22 protein-coding genes are annotated in these 18,628 nt (G+C 65.0%); 6 read left to right on the forward strand and 16 right to left on the reverse strand.

Going from position 1 to position 18,628, the window contains the following annotated elements; translation table 11 throughout:
- Position 1: 1 nt before the first annotated feature.
- The 3 genes from ACSFCA_RS20095 to ACSFCA_RS20105 form a co-directional block, all read right to left on the reverse strand.
- Positions 2–841, reverse strand: a complete 840-nt coding sequence (locus ACSFCA_RS20095; RefSeq protein ID WP_435460765.1) for a siderophore-interacting protein — start codon at positions 839–841, stop codon at positions 2–4.
- Between the two features lie 40 nt (positions 842–881).
- On the reverse strand, positions 882–1,448 hold the full coding sequence (locus ACSFCA_RS20100) for a PadR family transcriptional regulator (protein WP_258350263.1): 567 nt from the start codon (positions 1,446–1,448) through the stop codon (positions 882–884).
- A gap of 92 nt (positions 1,449–1,540) precedes the next feature.
- Positions 1,541–2,695, reverse strand: a complete 1,155-nt coding sequence (locus tag ACSFCA_RS20105; protein WP_435460764.1) for an FAD-dependent oxidoreductase — start codon at positions 2,693–2,695, stop codon at positions 1,541–1,543.
- Positions 2,696–2,769: 74 nt separating this feature from the next.
- On the opposite strand from ACSFCA_RS20105, the gene ACSFCA_RS20110 reads away from it, so the two are divergent.
- Entirely contained in the window at positions 2,770–3,210 is a 441-nt protein-coding gene (locus tag ACSFCA_RS20110) for a MarR family winged helix-turn-helix transcriptional regulator (RefSeq protein ID WP_435460763.1), read from the forward strand.
- Here ACSFCA_RS20110 and ACSFCA_RS20115 read toward each other — a convergent pair.
- Positions 3,207–4,565: a cytochrome-c peroxidase gene (locus tag ACSFCA_RS20115; RefSeq protein WP_435460762.1), complete on the reverse strand. Its 1,359-nt coding sequence runs from the start codon at positions 4,563–4,565 to the stop codon at positions 3,207–3,209. The two genes, ACSFCA_RS20110 and ACSFCA_RS20115, sit on opposite strands and share 4 nt — an antisense overlap.
- 305 nt (positions 4,566–4,870) lie before the next feature.
- Between ACSFCA_RS20115 and acpA the strand changes: the two genes are divergently transcribed.
- Positions 4,871–7,009 (forward strand): acid phosphatase, encoded by a 2,139-nt coding sequence (acpA, locus tag ACSFCA_RS20120; RefSeq protein ID WP_435460914.1) that lies wholly within the window; start codon positions 4,871–4,873, stop codon positions 7,007–7,009.
- 57 nt (positions 7,010–7,066) lie between these two features.
- Here acpA and ACSFCA_RS20125 read toward each other — a convergent pair whose 3' ends face one another.
- The 3 genes from ACSFCA_RS20125 to ACSFCA_RS20135 are packed head-to-tail and all read right to left on the reverse strand — an operon-like array spanning position 7,067 to position 10,649.
- A complete protein-coding gene (locus ACSFCA_RS20125) occupies positions 7,067–8,908 on the reverse strand; it encodes a sensor histidine kinase (protein WP_435460761.1) in 1,842 nt (613 codons plus the stop codon).
- Positions 8,905–10,092, reverse strand: coding sequence for a PrsW family intramembrane metalloprotease (locus ACSFCA_RS20130; RefSeq protein ID WP_435460760.1), 1,188 nt, complete (start codon positions 10,090–10,092; stop codon positions 8,905–8,907). Before ACSFCA_RS20130 ends, ACSFCA_RS20125 begins: the two co-directional genes overlap by 4 nt.
- Positions 10,089–10,649: a hypothetical protein gene (locus ACSFCA_RS20135; RefSeq protein ID WP_435460759.1), complete on the reverse strand. Its 561-nt coding sequence runs from the start codon at positions 10,647–10,649 to the stop codon at positions 10,089–10,091. Before ACSFCA_RS20135 ends, ACSFCA_RS20130 begins: the two co-directional genes overlap by 4 nt.
- Positions 10,650–10,746: 97 nt before the next feature.
- Here ACSFCA_RS20135 and ACSFCA_RS20140 point away from each other — a divergent pair, with 97 nt between their 5' ends.
- Positions 10,747–11,664 carry a protein NO VEIN domain-containing protein gene (locus tag ACSFCA_RS20140; RefSeq protein WP_435460758.1) on the forward strand — a complete coding sequence of 306 codons (918 nt, stop codon included), beginning with the start codon at positions 10,747–10,749 and terminating at the stop codon, positions 11,662–11,664.
- Between the two features lie 253 nt (positions 11,665–11,917).
- On the forward strand, positions 11,918–12,289 hold the full coding sequence (locus tag ACSFCA_RS20145) for a hypothetical protein (protein WP_435460757.1): 372 nt from the start codon (positions 11,918–11,920) through the stop codon (positions 12,287–12,289).
- Positions 12,290–12,396: 107 nt separating this feature from the next.
- Here ACSFCA_RS20145 and ACSFCA_RS20150 read toward each other — a convergent pair whose 3' ends face one another.
- The 9 genes from ACSFCA_RS20150 to ACSFCA_RS20190 form a co-directional block, all read right to left on the reverse strand.
- On the reverse strand, positions 12,397–12,600 hold the full coding sequence (locus ACSFCA_RS20150) for a Sec-independent protein translocase family protein (RefSeq protein WP_435460756.1): 204 nt from the start codon (positions 12,598–12,600) through the stop codon (positions 12,397–12,399).
- 51 nt (positions 12,601–12,651) lie between these two features.
- Positions 12,652–12,903 carry a hypothetical protein gene (locus ACSFCA_RS20155; protein ID WP_435460755.1) on the reverse strand — a complete coding sequence of 84 codons (252 nt, stop codon included), beginning with the start codon at positions 12,901–12,903 and terminating at the stop codon, positions 12,652–12,654.
- A 155-nt stretch (positions 12,904–13,058) separates the two neighbouring features.
- Positions 13,059–13,562, reverse strand: coding sequence for a YfbM family protein (locus tag ACSFCA_RS20160; RefSeq protein ID WP_258350253.1), 504 nt, complete (start codon positions 13,560–13,562; stop codon positions 13,059–13,061).
- A gap of 31 nt (positions 13,563–13,593) precedes the next feature.
- Positions 13,594–14,718: a 3-deoxy-7-phosphoheptulonate synthase gene (locus tag ACSFCA_RS20165; protein ID WP_435460754.1), complete on the reverse strand. Its 1,125-nt coding sequence runs from the start codon at positions 14,716–14,718 to the stop codon at positions 13,594–13,596.
- 47 nt (positions 14,719–14,765) lie between these two features.
- The gene (locus ACSFCA_RS20170; protein WP_435460753.1) at positions 14,766–15,191 is read right to left on the reverse strand and encodes a YybH family protein; all 426 of its coding nucleotides are present in this window, start codon (positions 15,189–15,191) and stop codon (positions 14,766–14,768) included.
- A 280-nt stretch (positions 15,192–15,471) separates the two neighbouring features.
- Positions 15,472–15,807: a membrane protein insertion efficiency factor YidD gene (gene yidD / locus ACSFCA_RS20175; RefSeq protein WP_093059081.1), complete on the reverse strand. Its 336-nt coding sequence runs from the start codon at positions 15,805–15,807 to the stop codon at positions 15,472–15,474.
- Positions 15,808–15,870: 63 nt separating this feature from the next.
- Entirely contained in the window at positions 15,871–16,104 is a 234-nt protein-coding gene (locus tag ACSFCA_RS20180) for a hypothetical protein (protein WP_435460752.1), read from the reverse strand.
- A gap of 53 nt (positions 16,105–16,157) precedes the next feature.
- On the reverse strand, positions 16,158–16,358 hold the full coding sequence (locus ACSFCA_RS20185) for a hypothetical protein (RefSeq protein WP_435460751.1): 201 nt from the start codon (positions 16,356–16,358) through the stop codon (positions 16,158–16,160).
- A gap of 70 nt (positions 16,359–16,428) precedes the next feature.
- On the reverse strand, positions 16,429–16,701 hold the full coding sequence (locus ACSFCA_RS20190; protein WP_435460750.1) for a DUF4242 domain-containing protein: 273 nt from the start codon (positions 16,699–16,701) through the stop codon (positions 16,429–16,431).
- Positions 16,702–16,832: 131 nt separating this feature from the next.
- On the opposite strand from ACSFCA_RS20190, the gene ACSFCA_RS20195 reads away from it, so the two are divergent.
- Together ACSFCA_RS20195 and ACSFCA_RS20200 are read left to right on the forward strand one after the other, a co-directional pair.
- A complete protein-coding gene (locus ACSFCA_RS20195; RefSeq protein ID WP_435460749.1) occupies positions 16,833–17,783 on the forward strand; it encodes an AraC family transcriptional regulator in 951 nt (316 codons plus the stop codon).
- 73 nt (positions 17,784–17,856) lie between these two features.
- Entirely contained in the window at positions 17,857–18,615 is a 759-nt protein-coding gene (locus tag ACSFCA_RS20200) for an alpha/beta fold hydrolase (RefSeq protein ID WP_435460748.1), read from the forward strand.
- Positions 18,616–18,628: the final 13 nt, after the last annotated feature.

Genomic DNA, 18,628 nt, shown 5'->3' on the forward strand with positions numbered 1-18,628 from the left:
GTTACTCGTCGTGCGTGTCGTGCGTTGCCACGGCGCCGCGGCGCCAGTAGCCCGAGGCCCGCGTCCACTTCGGGTTCGCGCCGCGCTCGCCCACCAGGTGCGCGCGCAGCGCCTTGGCGATGGCCGATTCGCAACCCACCCACGCATGGAAGTCGCCGGCCGGTAGCTGCATGGCCTTCAGGGTGTCGAGCAGCACGGGGCTCAGGCCCGGCTCAACGCCGCGGCGGTGAACCCATTTCAGCGTGAGTTCGGCCTGTGTGTCGAGCGGAATCTCGTCGGCTTCGCTGTCGACTTCCGCCAGCACCACCGCGCGCGATCCGGCCGGCAGTTCGGCCAGGCGACGCGAGATGGCGGGCAGGGCGGTGTCGTCGCCGATCAGCAGGTGCCAGTCGAACTCGGTCGGCACGATGAACGAGCCGCGCGGGCCGCCCACGCCGAGGATGTCGCCGGGCTTGGCCTGCTCGGCCCACTGCGTGGCGGGGCCGGCGTCGTGCAGCGCGAAGTCGATTTCGAGCGTGCCGGCCTTGGCGTCGTGGCGGCGCGGCGTGTAGTCGCGCATGGTCGGGCGGCCGCTTGCGGGCCACACCGGGCCTTCGGGGCCGGCCGTGGGCAGCGTGAGCTTGCCGGTGGTTGCATCGGGGAAGAAGATCTTTGCGTGGTCATCGAAGCCGGGGCTGGTGAAGCCCGCGAGATCGTCGCCCGTGAGGGTGATGCGAATCAGGTGCGGCGTTACGCGCTGCGCGGTTTTCACCGTGAGCTGGCGAAAACGCAGGTCGTGGCGCACCCGGCGCGGCGTGCGGTCGGGGGTGGTGGAAGCAGATGAAGTACTGAAGTCAGTCATTGCAGAAGTCCTGGGTGAGCAGGGCGGGTTGAGATGGGGGTCAGATCTTTTCGATCTGTTGCGCGGCGCTGTCGAGCACCGCGGCAAAGTCGTGGGCCTGCTGCTCGGTCAGCACGCCAGACAGGCGCATGCGCATTGCGAGCTTGAGGTTCTCGATGGCGCGCGTGACTTGCGGCGGGCGTCCGCCGCGGGGGCCGGCGCCGTCGACGCCGCCGCTCATGCGGGCCATCATGGCGTCGGCCATCTCGCGATTGGCCGTGAGGAATTCCTGGCCGCTGGCCGTGATGCTGTAGCGCTTGCGGCCGCTGCCGTCGGCGGTTTCCACGCTGAGGTAGCCCATTTCCTCGAGCAGCGTGAGGGTGGGGTAGACCACGCCGGGGCTCGGCGCATAGCTGCCGCCGAGGCGGTCTTCGATGGCCTTGATCAGTTCGTAGCCGTGGGCCGGCTTGTCGGCGATGAGCTGCAGCAGCACGAAGCGCAGGCCGCCATGGCCGAACACGCGTCCGCCGCCGCGTCCGCCACGGTGTCCGCGGCCGCCGGAAAGGCCGTCTTCATGTTCGCCGCGGGCGGTGCGGCAGTGGTGATGGTTGAGATGGAAATGTCTCACGGTGGGTATCCTTTGTGATGTGTATCGGAATTATTTTAGATATATCTAAAATAAAGTCAAATTGATACACACCGGGATACCCGGCATGGGTGTCAGGCAGCGCCGGCCCGGTGCTCCTGCAGGTGCGCCAGCGACAGTGCCTCGCCGATGTGCGACATCTGCACGGCGGCGGCTTCGGCGGAGCCTTCCGCCGCTTCGACGACGCGCTCGAACATCTCCATTTCGTAAGTGGCAACCGCTGCGGCCCAGTCTTCCTGTCCGGTGAGCAGGGCGGCCAGCTCGGCGGCGTCGCGCATGGCGGCGTTCACGCCTTCGCCGCCGAACGGCGACATCACATGCGCCGCATCGCCCAGCAGCGTGAGCCCGCGCCGGGGCGCCCAGCAATGGCCGACCGGCAGCGCGTGGATGAGACGAGGGACGAACTGGTCGTTGCTCGCGCGGAAAAGGTCGGTGACGGCATCGGCATAGCCCGCGAACTCCGCGAGCAGTGCGCTGCGCACCGCCGCGGGCGACGAGAAGTCGAAGCGTTTCGCTGCCCAGTCCGCCGGCACGCGGAAGATCGCGTAGCCACGGATATGCGCGTTGCCGTTGCGCTGCGCGATGATTTCCTTTCCGTCGCCTTGCACGTCCAGCTTGCCCCGGCCGACGAGCTGCGCGATGGCCGGATGGCTGCGGTCGACGTCGTCGATGCCGAACTCGATGAAGGTCAGGCCGCTGTACTGCGGCTTGTAGGGCGACAGCAGCGGCCGCACGCGTGACCACGCGCCGTCCGCGCCGACGACCAGGTCGAACGGGCCGGCCTCGCTGCCGTCGGCGAACAAGAGCTTCCAGCCTCCGCCCTCCTGCAGCCGCAGATCGCCCAGCGCACGGCCCCACTGCACGCAACCGGCCGGCAACGACGCCAGCAGCATGTCGCGCAGCGCGGTGCGGTCGACCTCGGGGCGGTTGCCGGCGGAGGCGTCGGGCTCCTCGAACAGCACGTGGCCGGTCTTGTCGAGCAGTCGCGAGCCCTGGTCGTCGTAGCGTGCGATGCGCTGGAACTCGCTGTCGAGCGCGGCACGTTGCACGGCCAGCTGGCCGGAGTCTTCGTGCAGGTCGAGCGTGCCGCCTTGGGGCCGCGCGAGCGGGCCCTCTTCGCGTTCGAACACGGTGGCATGAATGCCGGACAGATGAAGGATGCGTGCCAGCGTGAGTCCGCCGGGACCGGCGCCGACGATGGCAATGCGTAGATTGGTATTGGTGTGCATTCGGATTGCTCCACAATAAAAGATAGGTTCCTATTTATATTAACATAGGAGGCTATGCATATAAGATATCCAGCATGACCGACACCGAGACACCCAACCCCCTGAAGCTCATCGGCCGCGTGACGCGCGGCTTCACCCGCATTGCCGACGTGGGGGTCCGTGAACTCGGCTTTGCCGTGGGTCAGCTGCCGGTGCTGGTGTCGCTCAAGAAAAGCAAGGCGCTGTCGCAAGCCGAGCTCGCGCGCATCGCGCAGGTGGAGCAGCCCAGCATGGCGCAGCTGCTGGCTCGCATGGAGCGCGACGGTCTGGTCGAACGCGTGCCCGACCCCGTGGACAAGCGTAGCCGCCTGATCTCGCTGACCCCACTGGCCGCAAGGCGCCTGCCCAAGGCCAAGGCCGTGATGGATGCGCACACGCAAGAGGCTCTGGCCGGCTTCTCCCCGGAAGAGGTCGAGCAACTGACGGCGCTGCTGGTGCGGCTCAACGCGAACGTCGAGCGCATGGGCGGAGGCTAGCGAGTAGCGGTGACGGGCGCGTTCTTCTGGTCCGCGTCTGTCAGCGTGCGCAAAAACGCCGCCACATCGCGAATCTCCGCCTCGGTCAGCGCCGGCTTGTCGCCGCGCTTCTGCCCGAAGGGCGCATCGGTGTTGATGTTGGTGTGGTACTGCGGCGGCAGGTCGTCGTACTGCTGCACGATGCCTTTGGCCGAACGCGCATACCAGCGCTGCGGCGTGGTGTCGCGCTGCGCATAGAAGCGGATCGCTTCTTCCAGCGTGTGGAACACCCCGTTGTGGAAGAAGCTCTGCCGCACCGCCACGTTGCGCAGCGTGGGTGTGCGGAACAGGCCGCAGTACTCGGGGTGGTCCTTCATGTCGGTGCGGTATGGGCCGCACAGGCCGAGGTCGTAGAACGCCGGGTCGGCATTCGCCTTGAGCTTGCGATTGCGCGGCACGGCCAGCGCGATCAGCCCGAAGTCGGTGAAGAGCGGGAACGCGCCGTCCTGCGTGCGTACGCTGATGTGGCACGAGGCGCAGTTGCCCTTGTTCTCGTCGTTGAAGAGCTGCAGCCCGCGCGCCTCGGCCACGCTGAGCTTGGCCTGGCCGCGCAGCACCGCGTCGTACTTGCTCGTGAACGGATAGAAGTCCTTCGGCGACTGCTGGAACACTTCCAGCGCAAGGCCCGCGGCCTTGAAGGCGGTGTCGGGGTTCTTGAACACGTCGTCGCCGAAGGCCTTGCGCAGTTCATCGGCGTAGGCCGCGCGCTTGAGCTTGGCCGCCACTTCCACCACCGACGCGTTGCCCATCTCGGCGGGCGAGAGCAGCGGCATGCCAGCCTGCTCGTGCGCGGAGCCGGCGCGGCCGTCCCACATGTGGCCGCCGGTGGGGCCGGCGTCGATGCTGTCGTCGCCGTCGTTGTCGTGGTGGTGCTCGGTGAAGGCGATGAGCGTTTCCAGGTAGCGCAGCGAGGGCGCGGCGCGCGGGCCTTCCTGCTTGCCGTCGGCGCCGCCGAGTTGCACCGACAGCGCATTGGGCGGCCCCCAGGCGTGCTGCGGATCGTGGCAGCTCGCGCATGAGGCCTTGCCCGTGGCCGAGAGGCTGCCGTCGAAGAAGATGCGCCGGCCGATCTCGGTGAGTTGTGCTGCGCTGGGCTGTGGCCGGCCGGGCACGGGGGCGTAGGTGGCGCCGACGTAGGCGGGCTGCGCAGGGGGCGCTACGGGGGCCGGCGTTGGTGCGGCTTGGGGGGGCGGTACCAGCGTCGATGCAGTCAGCGATGCGGGCGCATCGCGGCCACAGGCGGCAAGCACGCCACACAGCAAGGCAGCCGCGGCAAGCACGGCCAGTCGGCGAAGAGAGCGCGTCGTCGGGGGCACGTGGAGAAAGGATGGGCGGACGCAACCGCAAGGCAACCGGCGAGGATCGGTTTCGCACATGTCAGCGGCGTGACATTTGGCGGAGATTTCTTAGCCCTGAATTAGCAAGCCCGGTGTACGACGAATTGCAACATGGCTGTCACGCGTCACGCCGAGCATCACGGCGCCCGGCCGCTGGTCTGGTTCATCCACACCTCATAACTCCACTCATGATGAATTCACTCCAACGTAGCAGCGCGTCCTTGCGCGGACGCAAACTCGTACGCCACCTGACTCCCTGGCCGACAGCCATTGCGGCGGCGGCGATGGTCGTGGCCTGTGGCGGTTCCGATAACAACTCAGGCTTCTTCGGATTCCCTTCCGGCGGCACCAGCACGACGAGCACTTCCGGCGTCGTCACCGGCAGCTACTACCGCAACGCCAAGGTCTGCATCGACACCAACAACAACGGTCGCTGCGACAGCGGTGAACTCGCCACCACCACCGATGCCAACGGCGCCTTCACGCTCTCCGGCCAAGGCGCTGTGGTGGCCGAGATCGGCACGTCGAGCAAGCGCTTCGACCCCACGACCAGCACCGAGACAGCCGTCACGCAGCCCCTGGTGTTCCGCGCACCGGCCGCAGCCAACGGCGTGGTGAGCGCCATCACCACCGAACTGGTGGCGCTGATGGATGCCAACGGCGGCAACCTCGCCGCCGCGCGCACCGCGCTGGCCGCACGCCTGGGCGTGAGCGAAGCCCAACTGCTGGCCGACCACAACAAGATCACCGACGCCGGCATCAAGACCGCGCTGCAAAACGAGATCGACCAGGCCATCGAGCGCATCGCCGAAGCGGTGGCCGAGGCCGGTGCCGGCGGCGACGTGATCGCTGCGCTGCGCAACCGCTTCGCGCTCGACCAGATCACCAACGTCGTCGTCATCTACGCGGAAAACCGCGGCTTCGACAACCTGTACGGCCTGTTTCCCGGCGCCAACGGCATTCCGGGAGTGAACCCGACTTCGCTGACCAAAACGCCGGATCCGCAGAAGGACTTCGACGGCTCGACGCTGCCGACCCTGCCGCCTGTGTGGGGCGGTGTCACCGCAGCCGGCCAGACCACCATGGTCACGCAGGCGCAGACCGTGGGCATGCCCAACCAGATGTTCCAGATCGACGCCGAAGCGGGCTTCTTCAACACCGGCACCAAAGTCGACCAGACCGTCATCTCGCGCGACCTGGTTCATCGCTTCTACAACAACCAGATGCAGATCAACGGCGGCAAGAACGACAAGTTCGCCGCCTACTCGGATGCCGGCGGCCTGAGCATGGGCTACTACGACGGCAACAAGATGAAGCTGTGGCAAGTGGCCAAGCAATACACGCTGGCCGACAACTTCTTCATGGGCGCATTCGGCGGTTCGTTCCTGAACCACCAGTACCTCGTATGCGCCTGCGCGCCGCTGTACCCCAACGCAGATGCTGCCTCGTCACCCGCCAAGGCCAGCATCTCGGCCATCGACACCGACGGCGCCGGCAACTTCGTGCGCCTCACGCCCGCCGCGGGTGCGTCGACCTCGGTGCTCAGCGCCGCGCCCACGTACCTGAACGACAACACGCTGACGCCGAAGGACGCTGCCGGCAACTTCTACGCGGTCAACACCATGCAGCCGCCATACCAGCCCAGCAACAACGCCCCAGCGGCCGGCGACACCAGCAAGCTCTTCGCCGACCCGACCAAGGCCAACACGCTGCCAGCGCAGACGCAGGCCACCATCGGCGACTTGCTCACCGCCAAGGGCCTGACTTGGGCCTGGTACAGCGGTGCGTGGAAGGACACCACGGCAATCGCAACGGGCAGCCGCGTCTTCCCGGCAGCAGTGCCACCGGCCGCGCAGACGCCGAACTTCCAGTTCCACCACCAGCCGTTCAACTACTACGCCGCGTTCGACCCGAGCGCCCACCCCGATGCGCGCGCCACGCACCTGAAGGACTTCGATGCCGATTTCCTGAAGGACGCCGCCGCCGGCACGCTGCCCGCCGTGAGCTTCTACAAGCCGCAGGGCAACCTGAACCAGCACGCCGGCTACGCGAGCGTGGCCGACGGCGACGCGCACATTGCCGACGTCCTCGCCAAGCTGCAGGCCAGCCCGCAGTGGAAGAACATGCTCGTGGTCGTCACGTACGACGAAAACGGCGGCTTCTACGACCACGCGACCGTGCCGAAGGGCGACCGTTGGGGCCCCGGCACGCGCATTCCCGCGCTGATCGTCTCGCCGTTCGCGAAGAAGGGCTTCATCGACAAGACCCAGTACGACACCGCTTCGACGCTGCGCTTCATCACGCACCGCTGGTCGCTGCCGCCGCTGAAGGGCCTTGTCGAGCGTGACGCCGCGCTCGTGAAGAACGGCAGCCATCCGATGGGCGACCTGACCGCAGCGCTCGATTTCTCCCAGAAGCCCTGAACTCAGGCGTTGCTCTGAAGCGAAAGGGAGGAGGGCGTGCAGCCCACCTCCCTTTTTTCATTTGCCGGCTGCTGTCGCCGCCGGCACGGGCAGACGCAGGTGCAGGCAGGTTTCTCCGGGCTTGGAGCGCACCGTGAGTGCGCCACCCAGAGCGGCGGCGCGCGTGTGCATGTTCGTCAGCCCCTTGCCAGCGAACTTGGCTTCTGCATCGAAGCCGCGGCCGTTATCGCGCAATTCGATCTCGATGATCTCGCCATCTGCGCCATCAGCAGGCACCAGCCTCGCATCGAGGCTGGCCCGTGTCGCCTGCGCGTGCGCCATCAGATTGGCGAAGGCTTCGAACAGCAGCATCTGCGTCTGATGGGACTCGCGCGCACTCCAACCCGTCATCAGCGGCAGGGGCCCCACATCCCAGTGCAGTTCGATGCCGGCAGCCTGCAGGCGCGGCCCCAGGCGGTAGCGCACGCTGCCCAGCGCCGAGGCCACGTCGCCCTCGCAGCCGTGCATGGCGTCCACCGTGAGCTTGAGCTGGTCCACCGCGTCGCGCAGGTGCAGCGCCACATCGTCGAGTGCTGTTCCCGGTTGCTGGGTCATCTGCAGCAGCCCGACCAGCTGCCCACCGAGACCATCGTGCAGGTCTTGCGTCAGGCGCTGGCGTTCTTCCAGCGCGCCGCGCGCTTTTTCTCCTTCCCGCTCGCGCGCGAAGGAGGCTTCCAGGGCGGCGTTGCGCTCTGCGAGCTCAGCTTCCAGTGAGGCGTTCATTGCCGCCATCGCCCGGGCGTCCTTGCGCATGCGCTCGGCGATGACCCATGCCAGCGTGATCGCGAAGCCAACCCAGGCGAAGCGGATCCACGGCACCATCGCGTAGGCCTCGGGCGAGGTGCGCATCACCCAGACGTCGCGCGCGCCGCACAACACGACCAGCACCACGGCCACGCCCAGCACGCGGTGTTCCAGCACGGCACTGCGCAGCGCCACGCGCACCACGACGACCATCATTGCCAGCGCGGCCAGCAGGCTCAGCAACCGCCACAGCGGCATCAGCCACAGCAAAGGCACCATGATGCCCAGTACGGCCGCAACCGGTGCCAGCCAGGCCATCAGGCCCAGGAGGCGCGCCAGGCGGGTGTCGTCGCGTCCCACCACGGCCAGGGCGAAACGGCACAGCAGCGGCACCGCCGCCTGGAACGCAGCCAGCGGCAGCACGCCCCACCAGGGCCAGGGCAGCGGCACATGCGTGAACAGCACGCGCGCCGTCTGCACCGACCACAGCAACTCTCCCAGGCCGTAGTAGAGGTAGATCGGTTCGCGCTGTCGCAGCCACACCAGCAGCGACAGCGCTCCCAGCACGCCACTCACGATGGCAATGAAGCGTCCGCCACTGACATGCCAGAACAGGGCGTCTTCGTACAACGGAAGAACCTCGGCCTTGCTGCCGACCACCACCGGCGACAGCCCTCCCTGCCTCGCAGCCTGCGCCGCGATGACGACTTCAACGCGATGCGGCGCCGTCGAGCCCGAGGCCGGCAGCACGAAGTACTGCGGCGCAACGGAGGCATCGTCGTAGGGGCCTGGCGGGAAGGCGCCGAATCGGGCCAGTTCCTGGCCGTTCACCAGCACACGAAAACTGTTGCCCAGGCGCGGCACGAACAGCGCCAGCGGCGCGGCAGGGTCGGCCACCGGTATGTCGAACGCGAACCGCGCCTCGCCGTCGACTGCGCCTTGCCGCTGATCCCAGTCATAGGGCAGTGCGACGGTCTGCGGCTGCGGTGCCTGGGCTGGAGCCTGACCGCGCAAGGCCAGCGTGAGCTGCGCCTGCTCGATGAGCGTGACGGCCCGCGAAGGAACGCTCCATCCGGCTCCCAACACCGCGAGCATCAACAACAGCAGTGCCCTCATGCTTTCGCCCCGATGAGCGGATCCAGCTCCGCGCGCAGCCGCCTTATGGCAACTTCATGCCGCAGCGTCTGCGCCCCGCGCCCGTAGGTGCCGGCCTTGCGGATCAGCCGCAGCTGCTCGCGCTGCAGTTGCGTCTTCAGGCGCCTTGCTTTCCAGCCGAAGGTCCATCCCATCTCCCTGCGGACCTTGTATCGCTGCATGGGCGCGCCCAGGCGAACCCATTCGTCGTCGTGAATCAGCTCGCGCTCCGGCACGAACCAGGCCGCGAGGGCATGCAGGTAAGTGCCGTTCTCGCGAACGGCAACCCGCCAGAAGAGCCCTGCCGCGATGACAACGGGAATGCCCTTGACGATCAGCAGCACAGCCATCTCGCCGTATCCGCCATCGAAGAGGTCTTCCAGAAACGGCGCGTTCCACACGAAGTGCATGGCCCACGCAAGGCCGAAGCACAGCAGAGCGCAGGCAACCCGCATCACCATCGGCCGCTCCGGATGCAGCAGGAACCACGCAACCCCGAAGGAGGCGATCGTCGTGTAGGCCGCGTGGCTCCACAGCCCGCTCAGAAGCCCGCGCGTCAGCAGGTTCAGAAGCACCGGATACACCTGGTTTTCGAGCGGAAAGTGCATGGACGAGTTGACGGTGTAGCTCAGGTTCTCGATCACCTGAAAACCCAGCCCCGCCATGGCACCGACGATCAGCACCGACAGGTAGGTCTGAAACTGGTTGCGCGCGACCAGCACCAGCAGGATGACGCCGGCAAGCTTCAAAAATTCTTCCGTGATCGGCCCCGCAATTGCCGCTCCCCAGACCGCGACGAACTCCGGCGACACCAGCTTCGCACACAGGCTCTGAATGGCGATGTTGGCCGGCGCAGCGAAATACACCGCGCCCATTCCGCCCCACGCAAAGGCCAGCACATAAGCCTCTGGCGGATGCTGCTCGAGCAAGTCCAGCGTGCGAAAGGCCTGAAAGAAAGCCAGGGAGTAGAGCCCCCACACCAGCAGCCCCAGAAACGCGGTAACTGGCACCACGCGGAACCCCATCGAGAACATGCTGACCGTGTAGAACAGCCCGTTGACGATCAGCGCCGTCAGCACCCAGAACGCGGCGCGCTGCGGCTGGAAGAATGAATCGGTGCCAACCGGCCAGCCCGTGTCGCCCTGCTCGAAGACGGGCGAGCTCATTGCGGCGCCTCCAGGTCCATTGAGTCCAGCATGCGCCGCGCTTCCGTCAGCGCATCGTCCATGCCGTCGTTGGAGCCGTAGAAATCGATCTGCACCAGCGACTTGCGCCGCAGGTCGACCACCTGCCAGAACCGGCCGGCCAGCTTCGAGCCGTAGTAAGCGAAAGTCTTGCCCTGCAAGCCCCAGGAAGTGACGAAGTCGGACACGTCGCCCTCGATGCTCAGGCGCTGGCCGCGCTCCATCAGCCGCTGCTGCCGTATCAGGGGGCCGTCGGGGCCGCCGACCCACGGGCCCGTGGTCACCAGAAACTTGTGGCCGCCTTTGAACAGCATCAGCGACTTGCCTGCCTTCGAGCGCGACACGTCCATCTCCCATCCGTCGGCGGGAATGAACCGGGCCTGGCCGACGTCGATCGTCTCCCCCACGGGCAACGGCCTGCTGCCCGAGGTATGGCGGTCCCAGAAAGTCAGTCCGCCCACGTAGACGGCAATGGCGAGAAGCACCGCGAGCGCGCCCGGCCAGGTGCGATACGGTATTCGACGTGAGGGCTCGTTCATCCTTTGATCCTGCCATACGATCGCGTCTGCCCCGGTGGGCGCGGCAAGCGATGCGGCATACTCCCACCCCCCCTCAAACTCACCAGAATTCCACTGAATGGACAAGGAAGTCGAACCCCACGTACTCGCCGTCATCGACGAAATGCGGCTCAAAGGACCACGGCTCACGCCGGTCGAGATCGTCGCCAAGATGGGTGTGTTCGACGCGCGGGACAAGCCATTCGACCACGCCTGGCTGGCGACCGGCGACAACGTCATTGCCACCATCTGGGGCGAGTTCGTGAGTGTCGGTTCGGGTGGGCGATGGTTCTGCATCGAGTCGCTCGATACGCAGCATCGCGTTGGCGGCGGCCCGCGCAACGCGCAGCAGGTGCAGCGCGCCAAGGACCGGCTCGCATTGCTCAAGCGCACCTTCGATGCAGGCCAGGGCTTCCGCGCCGTGCTGCAGACCAACCGCATCGCCATCGCCGAGCTGGAGAGCAACAAGGACGCCAAGGTTTCCACCCGCGTGCGCGACGACGACGAATGGCACGTTGCCACCTGGGAGCCTGAGAAAAAGCTCGCGGTGCTGGTGCGCGGCTCGCGCGGCTGGGTGCCAACGGAGGCCGACCTGCAAGCCGCGAAGGCGCGAGGCAGCGTGCCGAAGGTGGCCGAGCCCGCAGCAGCAGTCGCAACCGGCCAGGCTTCGCCCGAAGAAGTGCACGCAGCCGCCATCGAGTACGTGACGAAGCACTTCACCGGCTACGGCTACAAGGCCGAGAACGTGATCGCCCAGAACATCGGCTTCGACCTCGAAGTGTCGAACGCCAAGGGCCAGACGCTCCTGCGCGTCGTGGTGAAGGGCACGGCGCCCGGGGTGCCCAGCTTCAAGCTCAGCAGCGAAGAGAGGGCTTGTTCTGTGCGTGAGCCGCTGTGGCGGCTGCTGGTTGTGACGGATGCGGGCAGCGGGGTAGCGCAGCACAAGATCTACAAGCCGAACGAGATCAGTTCGGCGCCGGGTTACGACCCATCGTAAACAAACGGCGCGCAGCCTTGGCGCTGTGCGATGTCTGGATTCATCCGCGTCAGGTGCCCACTTGCCATACGCCCTATTCGTGCAGGACAACCATTCCCATATGGTTGGTTCCTGCGATCGGCTGGACCCAAGCAGTGGCTGCCCAGCGTGCAGCGTTTGTGGGTACCGCGTAGACCCCGACTACACCGCATCGAACTTCAAGCTGAAACAAAAGCGATACGACATATCGTGTTGCTACGACGGTGCAGTCATCGTGAGCAAGAAGTTCAAAAGCACCTTTGCATATCTCGATGATCGGCTGCTCAGGTTCGAACCGCTGAGAAGCACTCCAGACTTCTTTCATTTGAAGTGTCGATCGCCCGTGTCGCTCGACCATGAAGCAATGGGAACCGAAAGGAAGAGGCGCTGCAAAGCCTGCGATCGATATCGTGACGTCGCAGGATTCAAACAAATCGTTCTCAGCCGGCCGGGCGAATTTCCAGCCGATGGCTTCGCGTTCTCGGATTGCTACTTCGGGTCCAACAACGAAGCCACACCGCTCCTTATTGCGGGCGAGCAGGCAGTGGCGCCAATCAAGGACGACCGCATAAGAGGCGTAGCCTCCTATGAGGCGATTGGCGCCTGACTAGCCCACGCGAGCCTCGCGCCAGAACTCCGCTATCCCGCCGCCACGATCACATGCGCTTGAATCTTGCCGGCCATCTTGCTGGTGCCGATGGGCAGTGTGTTGCGTCAGGACTGCTCGGGCATGCCGGGCCACTTGCTGTACGCAAGCCACCAGAGTACGCCGATATTCACCAGAGGGATGAGGAACAGGATCGCCATGATGCCGGGGTGGCCTGTGCGCGCGACGATCCGCCAAAGCGGTACTCCAAATATCACTACCGTGGTCAGGAGGATGAGCCAGTGCTCCATCGAAAAACTACCCATCTTCATTCGTTCCTTGCGCGTTGGATCGCCACTGATGGCAGGCAGGCACCGCCAGACTCAAAGACCGTTGGCCTCGCCACCGGGCAGATCGAAGGAGTCGGGCCTCGGGAATCTCTTGTCGGGCTTGGGAACTGCGCGCCTGTGAATGGATGCGAAGCTCGCGCAGCAAGCCGCCCCGATCACGGGAATCAACCACACCAGCGCCAACTGGAGTCGTCGTTGCAGCGGCGAGTAAAAATCGCTGCGCAACACAATCACCGTTGCGATCAGATTGCCTGCGAGAACTGCGATGGCAATGAAAGCAAGCAAGAAGTACACATGCCTGGGCAACGTAGCCTCTCCAAGAGCTTTTGGAGAATGTAGCTACGGGTACATGCAGGCGTCAACCTGCAGTTCGCTCGGGCTGCAAAATGGCATCGCCGACGTGCGTTACCGCGAAGGTGTGCTCCTGGCCGAACTCGGCTTCACTGGTCGGCGGTGAAAAGTACGAAGCGACCTTCAGCAGACGCCTTGGCGTACAGATCTTTCACTCCAACGAACCAGGTCCATGTGTACTCGAAGTCTTCGTCGGAGATGTCGCCGTCGTAATTTTTGGCATTGATGTTGTTGTAGAGCTGCCTGAATTCAGCCTCGCCAATAGGCTCCAGGGCTGCCGCAATATCCCGCACTTGAGCCGGAGTCTTCAGGCTCATGATGTAGTCGTCGTTGGAGTAAAGGCTGCGGCCGCCCAAGACGACGTGGTTGAGCGGGTAAGCTCCACCCGTCCATGACAGCGTTCCGTCCGAAAGGGCCCGATGCATTGCATCCCATGACTTGTCGGACTCCGCAACGTAAGCCTCGGCTTCTTCGAAGTAGCGTGCCTCTATCTCCTCTGTCACATATTCGAGGCGAGCATCGTCGTCTTCGATGGCCTCCAAGGCAGTCGCATCGTCTTGGGTGAGAGCGAAATGAACACCGAGGCAACTCATTTGATAAGTCCTTGCTGATTCAGGTCGTGCCTTACGCCTTCGACAGGCGCCGCCGCGCCTTCACCGCCGAAGCCAGTCCCTCGAGCGCCGGCACCGTCTGGGCAAAGCCGATGCAGGCATCGGTGATCGACACGCCGTGCTTCAGCGCGACGCCGGGCTTCAGGTCTTGCCGTCCTTCTTCGAGATGGCTCTCGATCATGATGCCCGTGATGCGCCGCTCGCCGGCCGCGATTTGCGCCGCCACGTCTTCGGCGACCACGATCTGCCGCTGATGCTGCTTGCTGCTGTTGCCGTGCGAGACGTCGATCATGACCTGCGGCCGCAGGCCGTTGGCCAGCAGCGCCTCGCAGCTAGACGCGACATCCGCGGCCGAATAGTTGGGCGCTTTGCCGCCGCGCAGGATCACATGGCAGTCGTCGTTGCCGCGCGTCTCGAAGATCGCCGCCATGCCCATCTTGGTCATGCCCATGAAGGCATGTGGCGCGCGTGCCGCAAGAATGGCGTCGGCCGCAACCTTCACGCTGCCGTCCGTGCCGTTCTTGAAGCCGACCGGGCAGCTCAGGCCTGACGCCAGTTGCCGATGGCTCTGGCTCTCGGTGGTGCGCGCTCCAATGGCACCCCAGGCGATCAGGTCGGCAATGAACTGCGGGCTCAACAGGTCGAGAAACTCGGTGCCGGTCGGCAGGCCCAGGGTCGTCAGTTCGAGCAGCAGGCGCCGCGCGCGCTCCAGCCCTTCGTTGATTGCGAAACTGCCGTCCAGGTGCGGGTCGTTGATGTAGCCCTTCCAGCCGACGGTGGTGCGCGGCTTTTCGAAATAGGCACGCATCACGATCAGCAGGTCGTCCTGCAGGGAGTCGGCGATCTTCTTCAAACGCTGTGCGTATTCGATGGCCTGGTCGTGGTCATGAATGGAGCATGGACCGACCACCACCACCAGCCGGTCGTCGCGATCGTGCAGCACGTCGGCGATGGCCTTGCGGCTGCCTTCGACCAGCGCCAGCGTGTTGTCGCGCACCGGCACGCGTTCCTGCAGCAGGGCAGGGGTGATGAGCGGACGAACGGCGCCGATGCGCACGTCGTCGATCCGGGTGGTGTCGAGTGTGCTGTCGCGGGAGCCGATTTCGGCGTCGTGGAGGGGGTCGTCGAGGCGGGACATGATCGTGGCTGTGATTTCGAATTGAGCTTCTTCGATTGTCTGCTCGATCAAGAACCCCGGTCGTCTCTCAGCACGGCTTCTCCAGTGCGAGGGTTCGTCAGGGTGACGTTCTCGAGCGCCTTGATTCGCCACTCGCCAGCCTGCCGCGTCAGCACGGCAAGGATCAGCGTATCGACAGCGTGCGAGCCCGCCGGGTGAGCCGCACCGGCCGTGAGGCGGCTCCAGAAGTGAATGATTGCCGCACCATCGCTGATGGCGACCACGTCGATCAGCTCGTTCTCAAGCGTGGAATCGCTGTAGATGGTTGCGTGAATGGGCGCATGCAGCTTGACGATTTCCTCGACGCCGCGCACGTAGTGCCCGAACCGGTTCACGAATGTCGCATCCTCATGGAACAGGGCTCCAAGGGACGCCATGTCGTGGTTGTTCCAGGCGGCTTGAAATGCGTGGGGCGCGTCTTCGGGTTGTCTCATTTGAATCATGTGGATTCTCACAAGTGTCTATGCAGGGCACCCGGCGTTTGCCTTGGGCGTCCACTGCCAGGCGGCCAGGGCAAATTCTGCCCCACTGCGGAATGGCCGCTCATGCGCGCCCTGATGCCGATTGCGTGAGACGGGGCTTCGTTGCGTGCGAAGCTCGCCACGAATAGCAGGTGGTCAGATCGGAGACGAGCTCTGCATCGAGGCAGACCAGAATCGAAGTGCACTTAACGTCGAACACATTGCACCTATCTGGTTCTGGCTGCAAGTTCGTCTAGCCAGGCCAGCACGCGCAGCATGCCCAGCACCCCGACATTTTCTTCGCACCCCAACGGGACCAAAGTGGGCAGGCTTCCGCGGGTGCTTCCGGCGGCGTAGCGGCTGCCTGCACTTGAGAGTTCGAGAGGGTCTGCGCCGAGGCAGCACAGGCACTGAAGCGCCGCAGGATGACCAGAACGCCGCCCCTCATCCCGAGACGGGCAATGGCCCGCTTTGCGAACTGCGAACACGAAGCTCCGCCCGTCAGCACCCGATGAGCGCAACTGAAGCCCTTGTATGGCGATATGAACCGTTGGTATCCGTCAATCGCAGCCAGGGCAATGCGTTTCATGGTGGCTCGTTGAGGTTGTGCGCCAGGTGTCTGGTCGTGTTCGTCGGACTCACAGAAATTCCGTTACTGAACCGGAGGTCCGATGGTTCTTGTGCTGCCCCGATAGTCATCCACCCCCCAAACTTCTGTCGCGAAGGTGATGGGAAAGGGGCCTTCAGCCATTGCAGTGAACGGCTCTTTCCCCTTGTGCCTGACAACGATCTCTCCATTGCGCCATGCATTGAAACCATGGAGAAACATGAAGGCTCCGGTGAAGAGAGCACCTGCGACGCAAAGAAACAGCTTGAGAAATCGCATAAACATACTTCTTCTGGCCGGCAAGATGAATGTTGGGTATTAGCCGATTGGCACTACCAGAACAGGCTCAAGAATTTGATCGTCTTCTCGAAGAGGGCGTCCGAAAGCACGGCACTCACGGCAATACACGCGCAGCCGGCAAGCCCCAGGGTCCAGAGGCCGGCCGGCTCGCCCCAATGCCACATCAAGCCACCGACGATGGCCAGGACTGCGCCAAACGAAAAGAAGAAAAGTCGACCTTGCCGGGTAGTCATTCGTGGCGGAATTCTGCTTGTTCCGGTTGATCTCCACCAGCCTGCACCCTCGACTATTCTTGCGCTCTCCTTACTCGGCTGTAGCCGGGTCGATGACGCTGTACACCCGGTCCATCCGGTTGGCCGGAAAGCCGCCGAGCTCGGCGTGCCGGCGCACGAGGTCCTCGTCGGTCGCCTGGTAGACGCAATAGATCCGATCGCCCGTCACGTAGCTGTGGATCCATTGGATGTCGGTGCCCATGCTGCTGAGGACGCCGCAGGACTTTTGCGAGATGGCCTTCAGGTCGGATGGCGTGAGCTTGCCGGCGCCGGGGATGTCTCTTTCGATTACGAACTTGGGCATATTAATACTCCTGTTTGTAGAATCGGCCAAAAGCGACCAGGCCCCATGGTGCCGAACCGATAGGCCCGTGGTTTGACCGCCCCTCCGGAGTTATTGACCGAAACCCCGGCCTTGCTGCTCGAGAGGTGACTATGGACGTGCTGTCGGACGTGCTGCGGACCATCCGGCTGGAGGGCGCCCTGTTCCTGAACGGAGACATGCGCGCGCCCTGGTGCTTCAACGTCCCCAAGAGCTCGGACATGGCCCAGGTGCTCAAGCCCGGCGCGCCACGCCTTGCCATCTGCCATCTGGTGCTGCAGGGGCAGTGCTGGGCGCAACTCCAGGGGGCAGAGCCGATTCGCGTGAACGCCGGCGAAGTCATCGCCGTGCCGCACGGCGATCCGCATGTCCTGGGGAGCCACCTGCGCCACGCGGCCGTGGACGTCGAACATGTCGTGCGCCCGCAGGTGCCCGCGGTGCAACGCATTCGCTACGGCGGCGATGGCGATCGCACGGTGCTCGTATGCAGTTGGCTCACCTACGAAGGCGATGCGCCCAACCCCGTCATGTCCAACCTTCCGGGCCTCTTCATCACGGCGCTGCGCAGCAGGCCGGCGGGGCCGTGGATCGAGCAATCCGTCAGTTTTGTGCTGGGCGACGCAGCCGCGCGAGCGCCCGGCTCGGAGTTGCTGGTCGCCAAGGTGGCCGAGTTGCTGTTCGCGGAAGTGGTGCGGGGCTATATCGAATCCATGCCCGACAACAACCCCGGCTGGCTGGCCGGCCTGCGCGACCCCCACGTGGGCCGCTGCCTGGCGCTGATGCACGGCGAGCCCGCACGCGCGTGGACGGTGGAGGCACTGGCGCAGGAATCCCACATCTCGCGCAGCGTGCTGGCGGACCGTTTCACAGAGCTGGTGGGCGCGCCGCCCATGCACTACCTGGCGCACTGGCGCATGATCCTGGCCGCAGGCATGTTGCGCAGAGACCAGGCCAACCTTGCGCGCATCGCCGAGGGCGTCGGCTACGAATCGGAAGCGGCCTTCAACCGTGCCTTCAAGCGAGAGTACGGCGTGTCACCAGGGGTTTGGCGGCATAACGGCTAGCCCGCCGCCTTCCGTCACCCGCACCCCGGATCTGAAGTTGCCCTTTTGCCCATCGTCGACGGAGACAGCGGACATGTACACAGAACAAGGCGGCGAAGGCCCAGACCTCCTCCTCATGCTGCATGGCATGGGCGCAACAGGCGCTGTGTGGTCGCCCATGTGCGCCGAGGCTGGCGCTCGCTGGCGTGGCCGCTGGCTCGTTCTGGACCTGCCTGGCCACGGCCAGTCTGACCGGCAAGACTCCTATGCCATCGGCCAATACGCAGCAAGCGTTGGCCGCGCCGTGCTGCCGCACATCCATCCCCAAGGCCGCCTCGTGGTTCTTGGGCATTCGTTGGGCGGTGTGATCGGCCTCGCTCTGGCAACGGGCTGGTTCGGCGTTACACCGCACAGGGTCTTCGCAGCCGGCATCAAGATCGCGTGGAGCGACGATGAACTCCGCCGCATGGAGACGCTGGCATCCCAGCCTGCCAAGAGTTTCCCCACGGAAGCAGAAGCATGGGAGAGATACCTGAAGGTCTCCGGCCTCGTCGGAATCACCAACGCAGCATCACCCATCGCCACACGCGGTATCGCGCATAGCGACAACAACGACGGCTGGCGCCTCGCAATGGACCCACGAGCCAACGCCGTAGGCAAGCCCCCGTTGTCCGAACTGATGACCCTGGCGCGCTGCCCCATCCATCTGGCCCGCGGAGGCAACGACGCACTGGTAACGCTGGAGCAAACCCGCTCCCTCGACCCCAACGCCCGCGACCTCGGCCCGCACGGCCACAACGTGATGGTCGAGGCGCCCGGGCAGGTCTGGGATTGGGTGGCCTCCCTCACGTGAGATGAGGGAGCGG

It is taken from the genome of Variovorax multivorans (assembly GCF_051216835.1).
In the GTDB taxonomy this organism is placed as follows: domain Bacteria; phylum Pseudomonadota; class Gammaproteobacteria; order Burkholderiales; family Burkholderiaceae_C; genus Variovorax.

What these genes read in the sequence shown, in the direction of transcription:
- ACSFCA_RS20160 (WP_258350253.1), bottom strand. Translation starts at nt 13,562, where the DNA reads ATGAGTTGCCTCGGTGTTCATTTCGCTCTCACCCAAGACGATGCGACT.
- ACSFCA_RS20165 (WP_435460754.1), bottom strand. Translation starts at nt 14,718, where the DNA reads ATGTCCCGCCTCGACGACCCCCTCCACGACGCCGAAATCGGCTCCCGC.
- yidD (WP_093059081.1), bottom strand. Translation starts at nt 15,807, where the DNA reads ATGAAACGCATTGCCCTGGCTGCGATTGACGGATACCAACGGTTCATA.
- ACSFCA_RS20125 (WP_435460761.1), bottom strand. Translation starts at nt 8,908, where the DNA reads ATGAGGGCACTGCTGTTGTTGATGCTCGCGGTGTTGGGAGCCGGATGG.
- ACSFCA_RS20105 (WP_435460764.1), bottom strand. Translation starts at nt 2,695, where the DNA reads ATGCACACCAATACCAATCTACGCATTGCCATCGTCGGCGCCGGTCCC.
- ACSFCA_RS20095 (WP_435460765.1), bottom strand. Translation starts at nt 841, where the DNA reads ATGACTGACTTCAGTACTTCATCTGCTTCCACCACCCCCGACCGCACG.
- ACSFCA_RS20170 (WP_435460753.1), bottom strand. Translation starts at nt 15,191, where the DNA reads ATGAGACAACCCGAAGACGCGCCCCACGCATTTCAAGCCGCCTGGAAC.
- ACSFCA_RS20180 (WP_435460752.1), bottom strand. Translation starts at nt 16,104, where the DNA reads ATGCGATTTCTCAAGCTGTTTCTTTGCGTCGCAGGTGCTCTCTTCACC.
- ACSFCA_RS20130 (WP_435460760.1), bottom strand. Translation starts at nt 10,092, where the DNA reads ATGAGCTCGCCCGTCTTCGAGCAGGGCGACACGGGCTGGCCGGTTGGC.
- ACSFCA_RS20200 (WP_435460748.1), top strand. Translation starts at nt 17,857, where the DNA reads ATGTACACAGAACAAGGCGGCGAAGGCCCAGACCTCCTCCTCATGCTG.
- ACSFCA_RS20140 (WP_435460758.1), top strand. Translation starts at nt 10,747, where the DNA reads ATGGACAAGGAAGTCGAACCCCACGTACTCGCCGTCATCGACGAAATG.
- ACSFCA_RS20135 (WP_435460759.1), bottom strand. Translation starts at nt 10,649, where the DNA reads ATGAACGAGCCCTCACGTCGAATACCGTATCGCACCTGGCCGGGCGCG.
- ACSFCA_RS20190 (WP_435460750.1), bottom strand. Translation starts at nt 16,701, where the DNA reads ATGCCCAAGTTCGTAATCGAAAGAGACATCCCCGGCGCCGGCAAGCTC.
- acpA (WP_435460914.1), top strand. Translation starts at nt 4,871, where the DNA reads ATGGTCGTGGCCTGTGGCGGTTCCGATAACAACTCAGGCTTCTTCGGA.
- ACSFCA_RS20185 (WP_435460751.1), bottom strand. Translation starts at nt 16,358, where the DNA reads ATGACTACCCGGCAAGGTCGACTTTTCTTCTTTTCGTTTGGCGCAGTC.
- ACSFCA_RS20110 (WP_435460763.1), top strand. Translation starts at nt 2,770, where the DNA reads ATGACCGACACCGAGACACCCAACCCCCTGAAGCTCATCGGCCGCGTG.
- ACSFCA_RS20150 (WP_435460756.1), bottom strand. Translation starts at nt 12,600, where the DNA reads ATGAAGATGGGTAGTTTTTCGATGGAGCACTGGCTCATCCTCCTGACC.
- ACSFCA_RS20195 (WP_435460749.1), top strand. Translation starts at nt 16,833, where the DNA reads ATGGACGTGCTGTCGGACGTGCTGCGGACCATCCGGCTGGAGGGCGCC.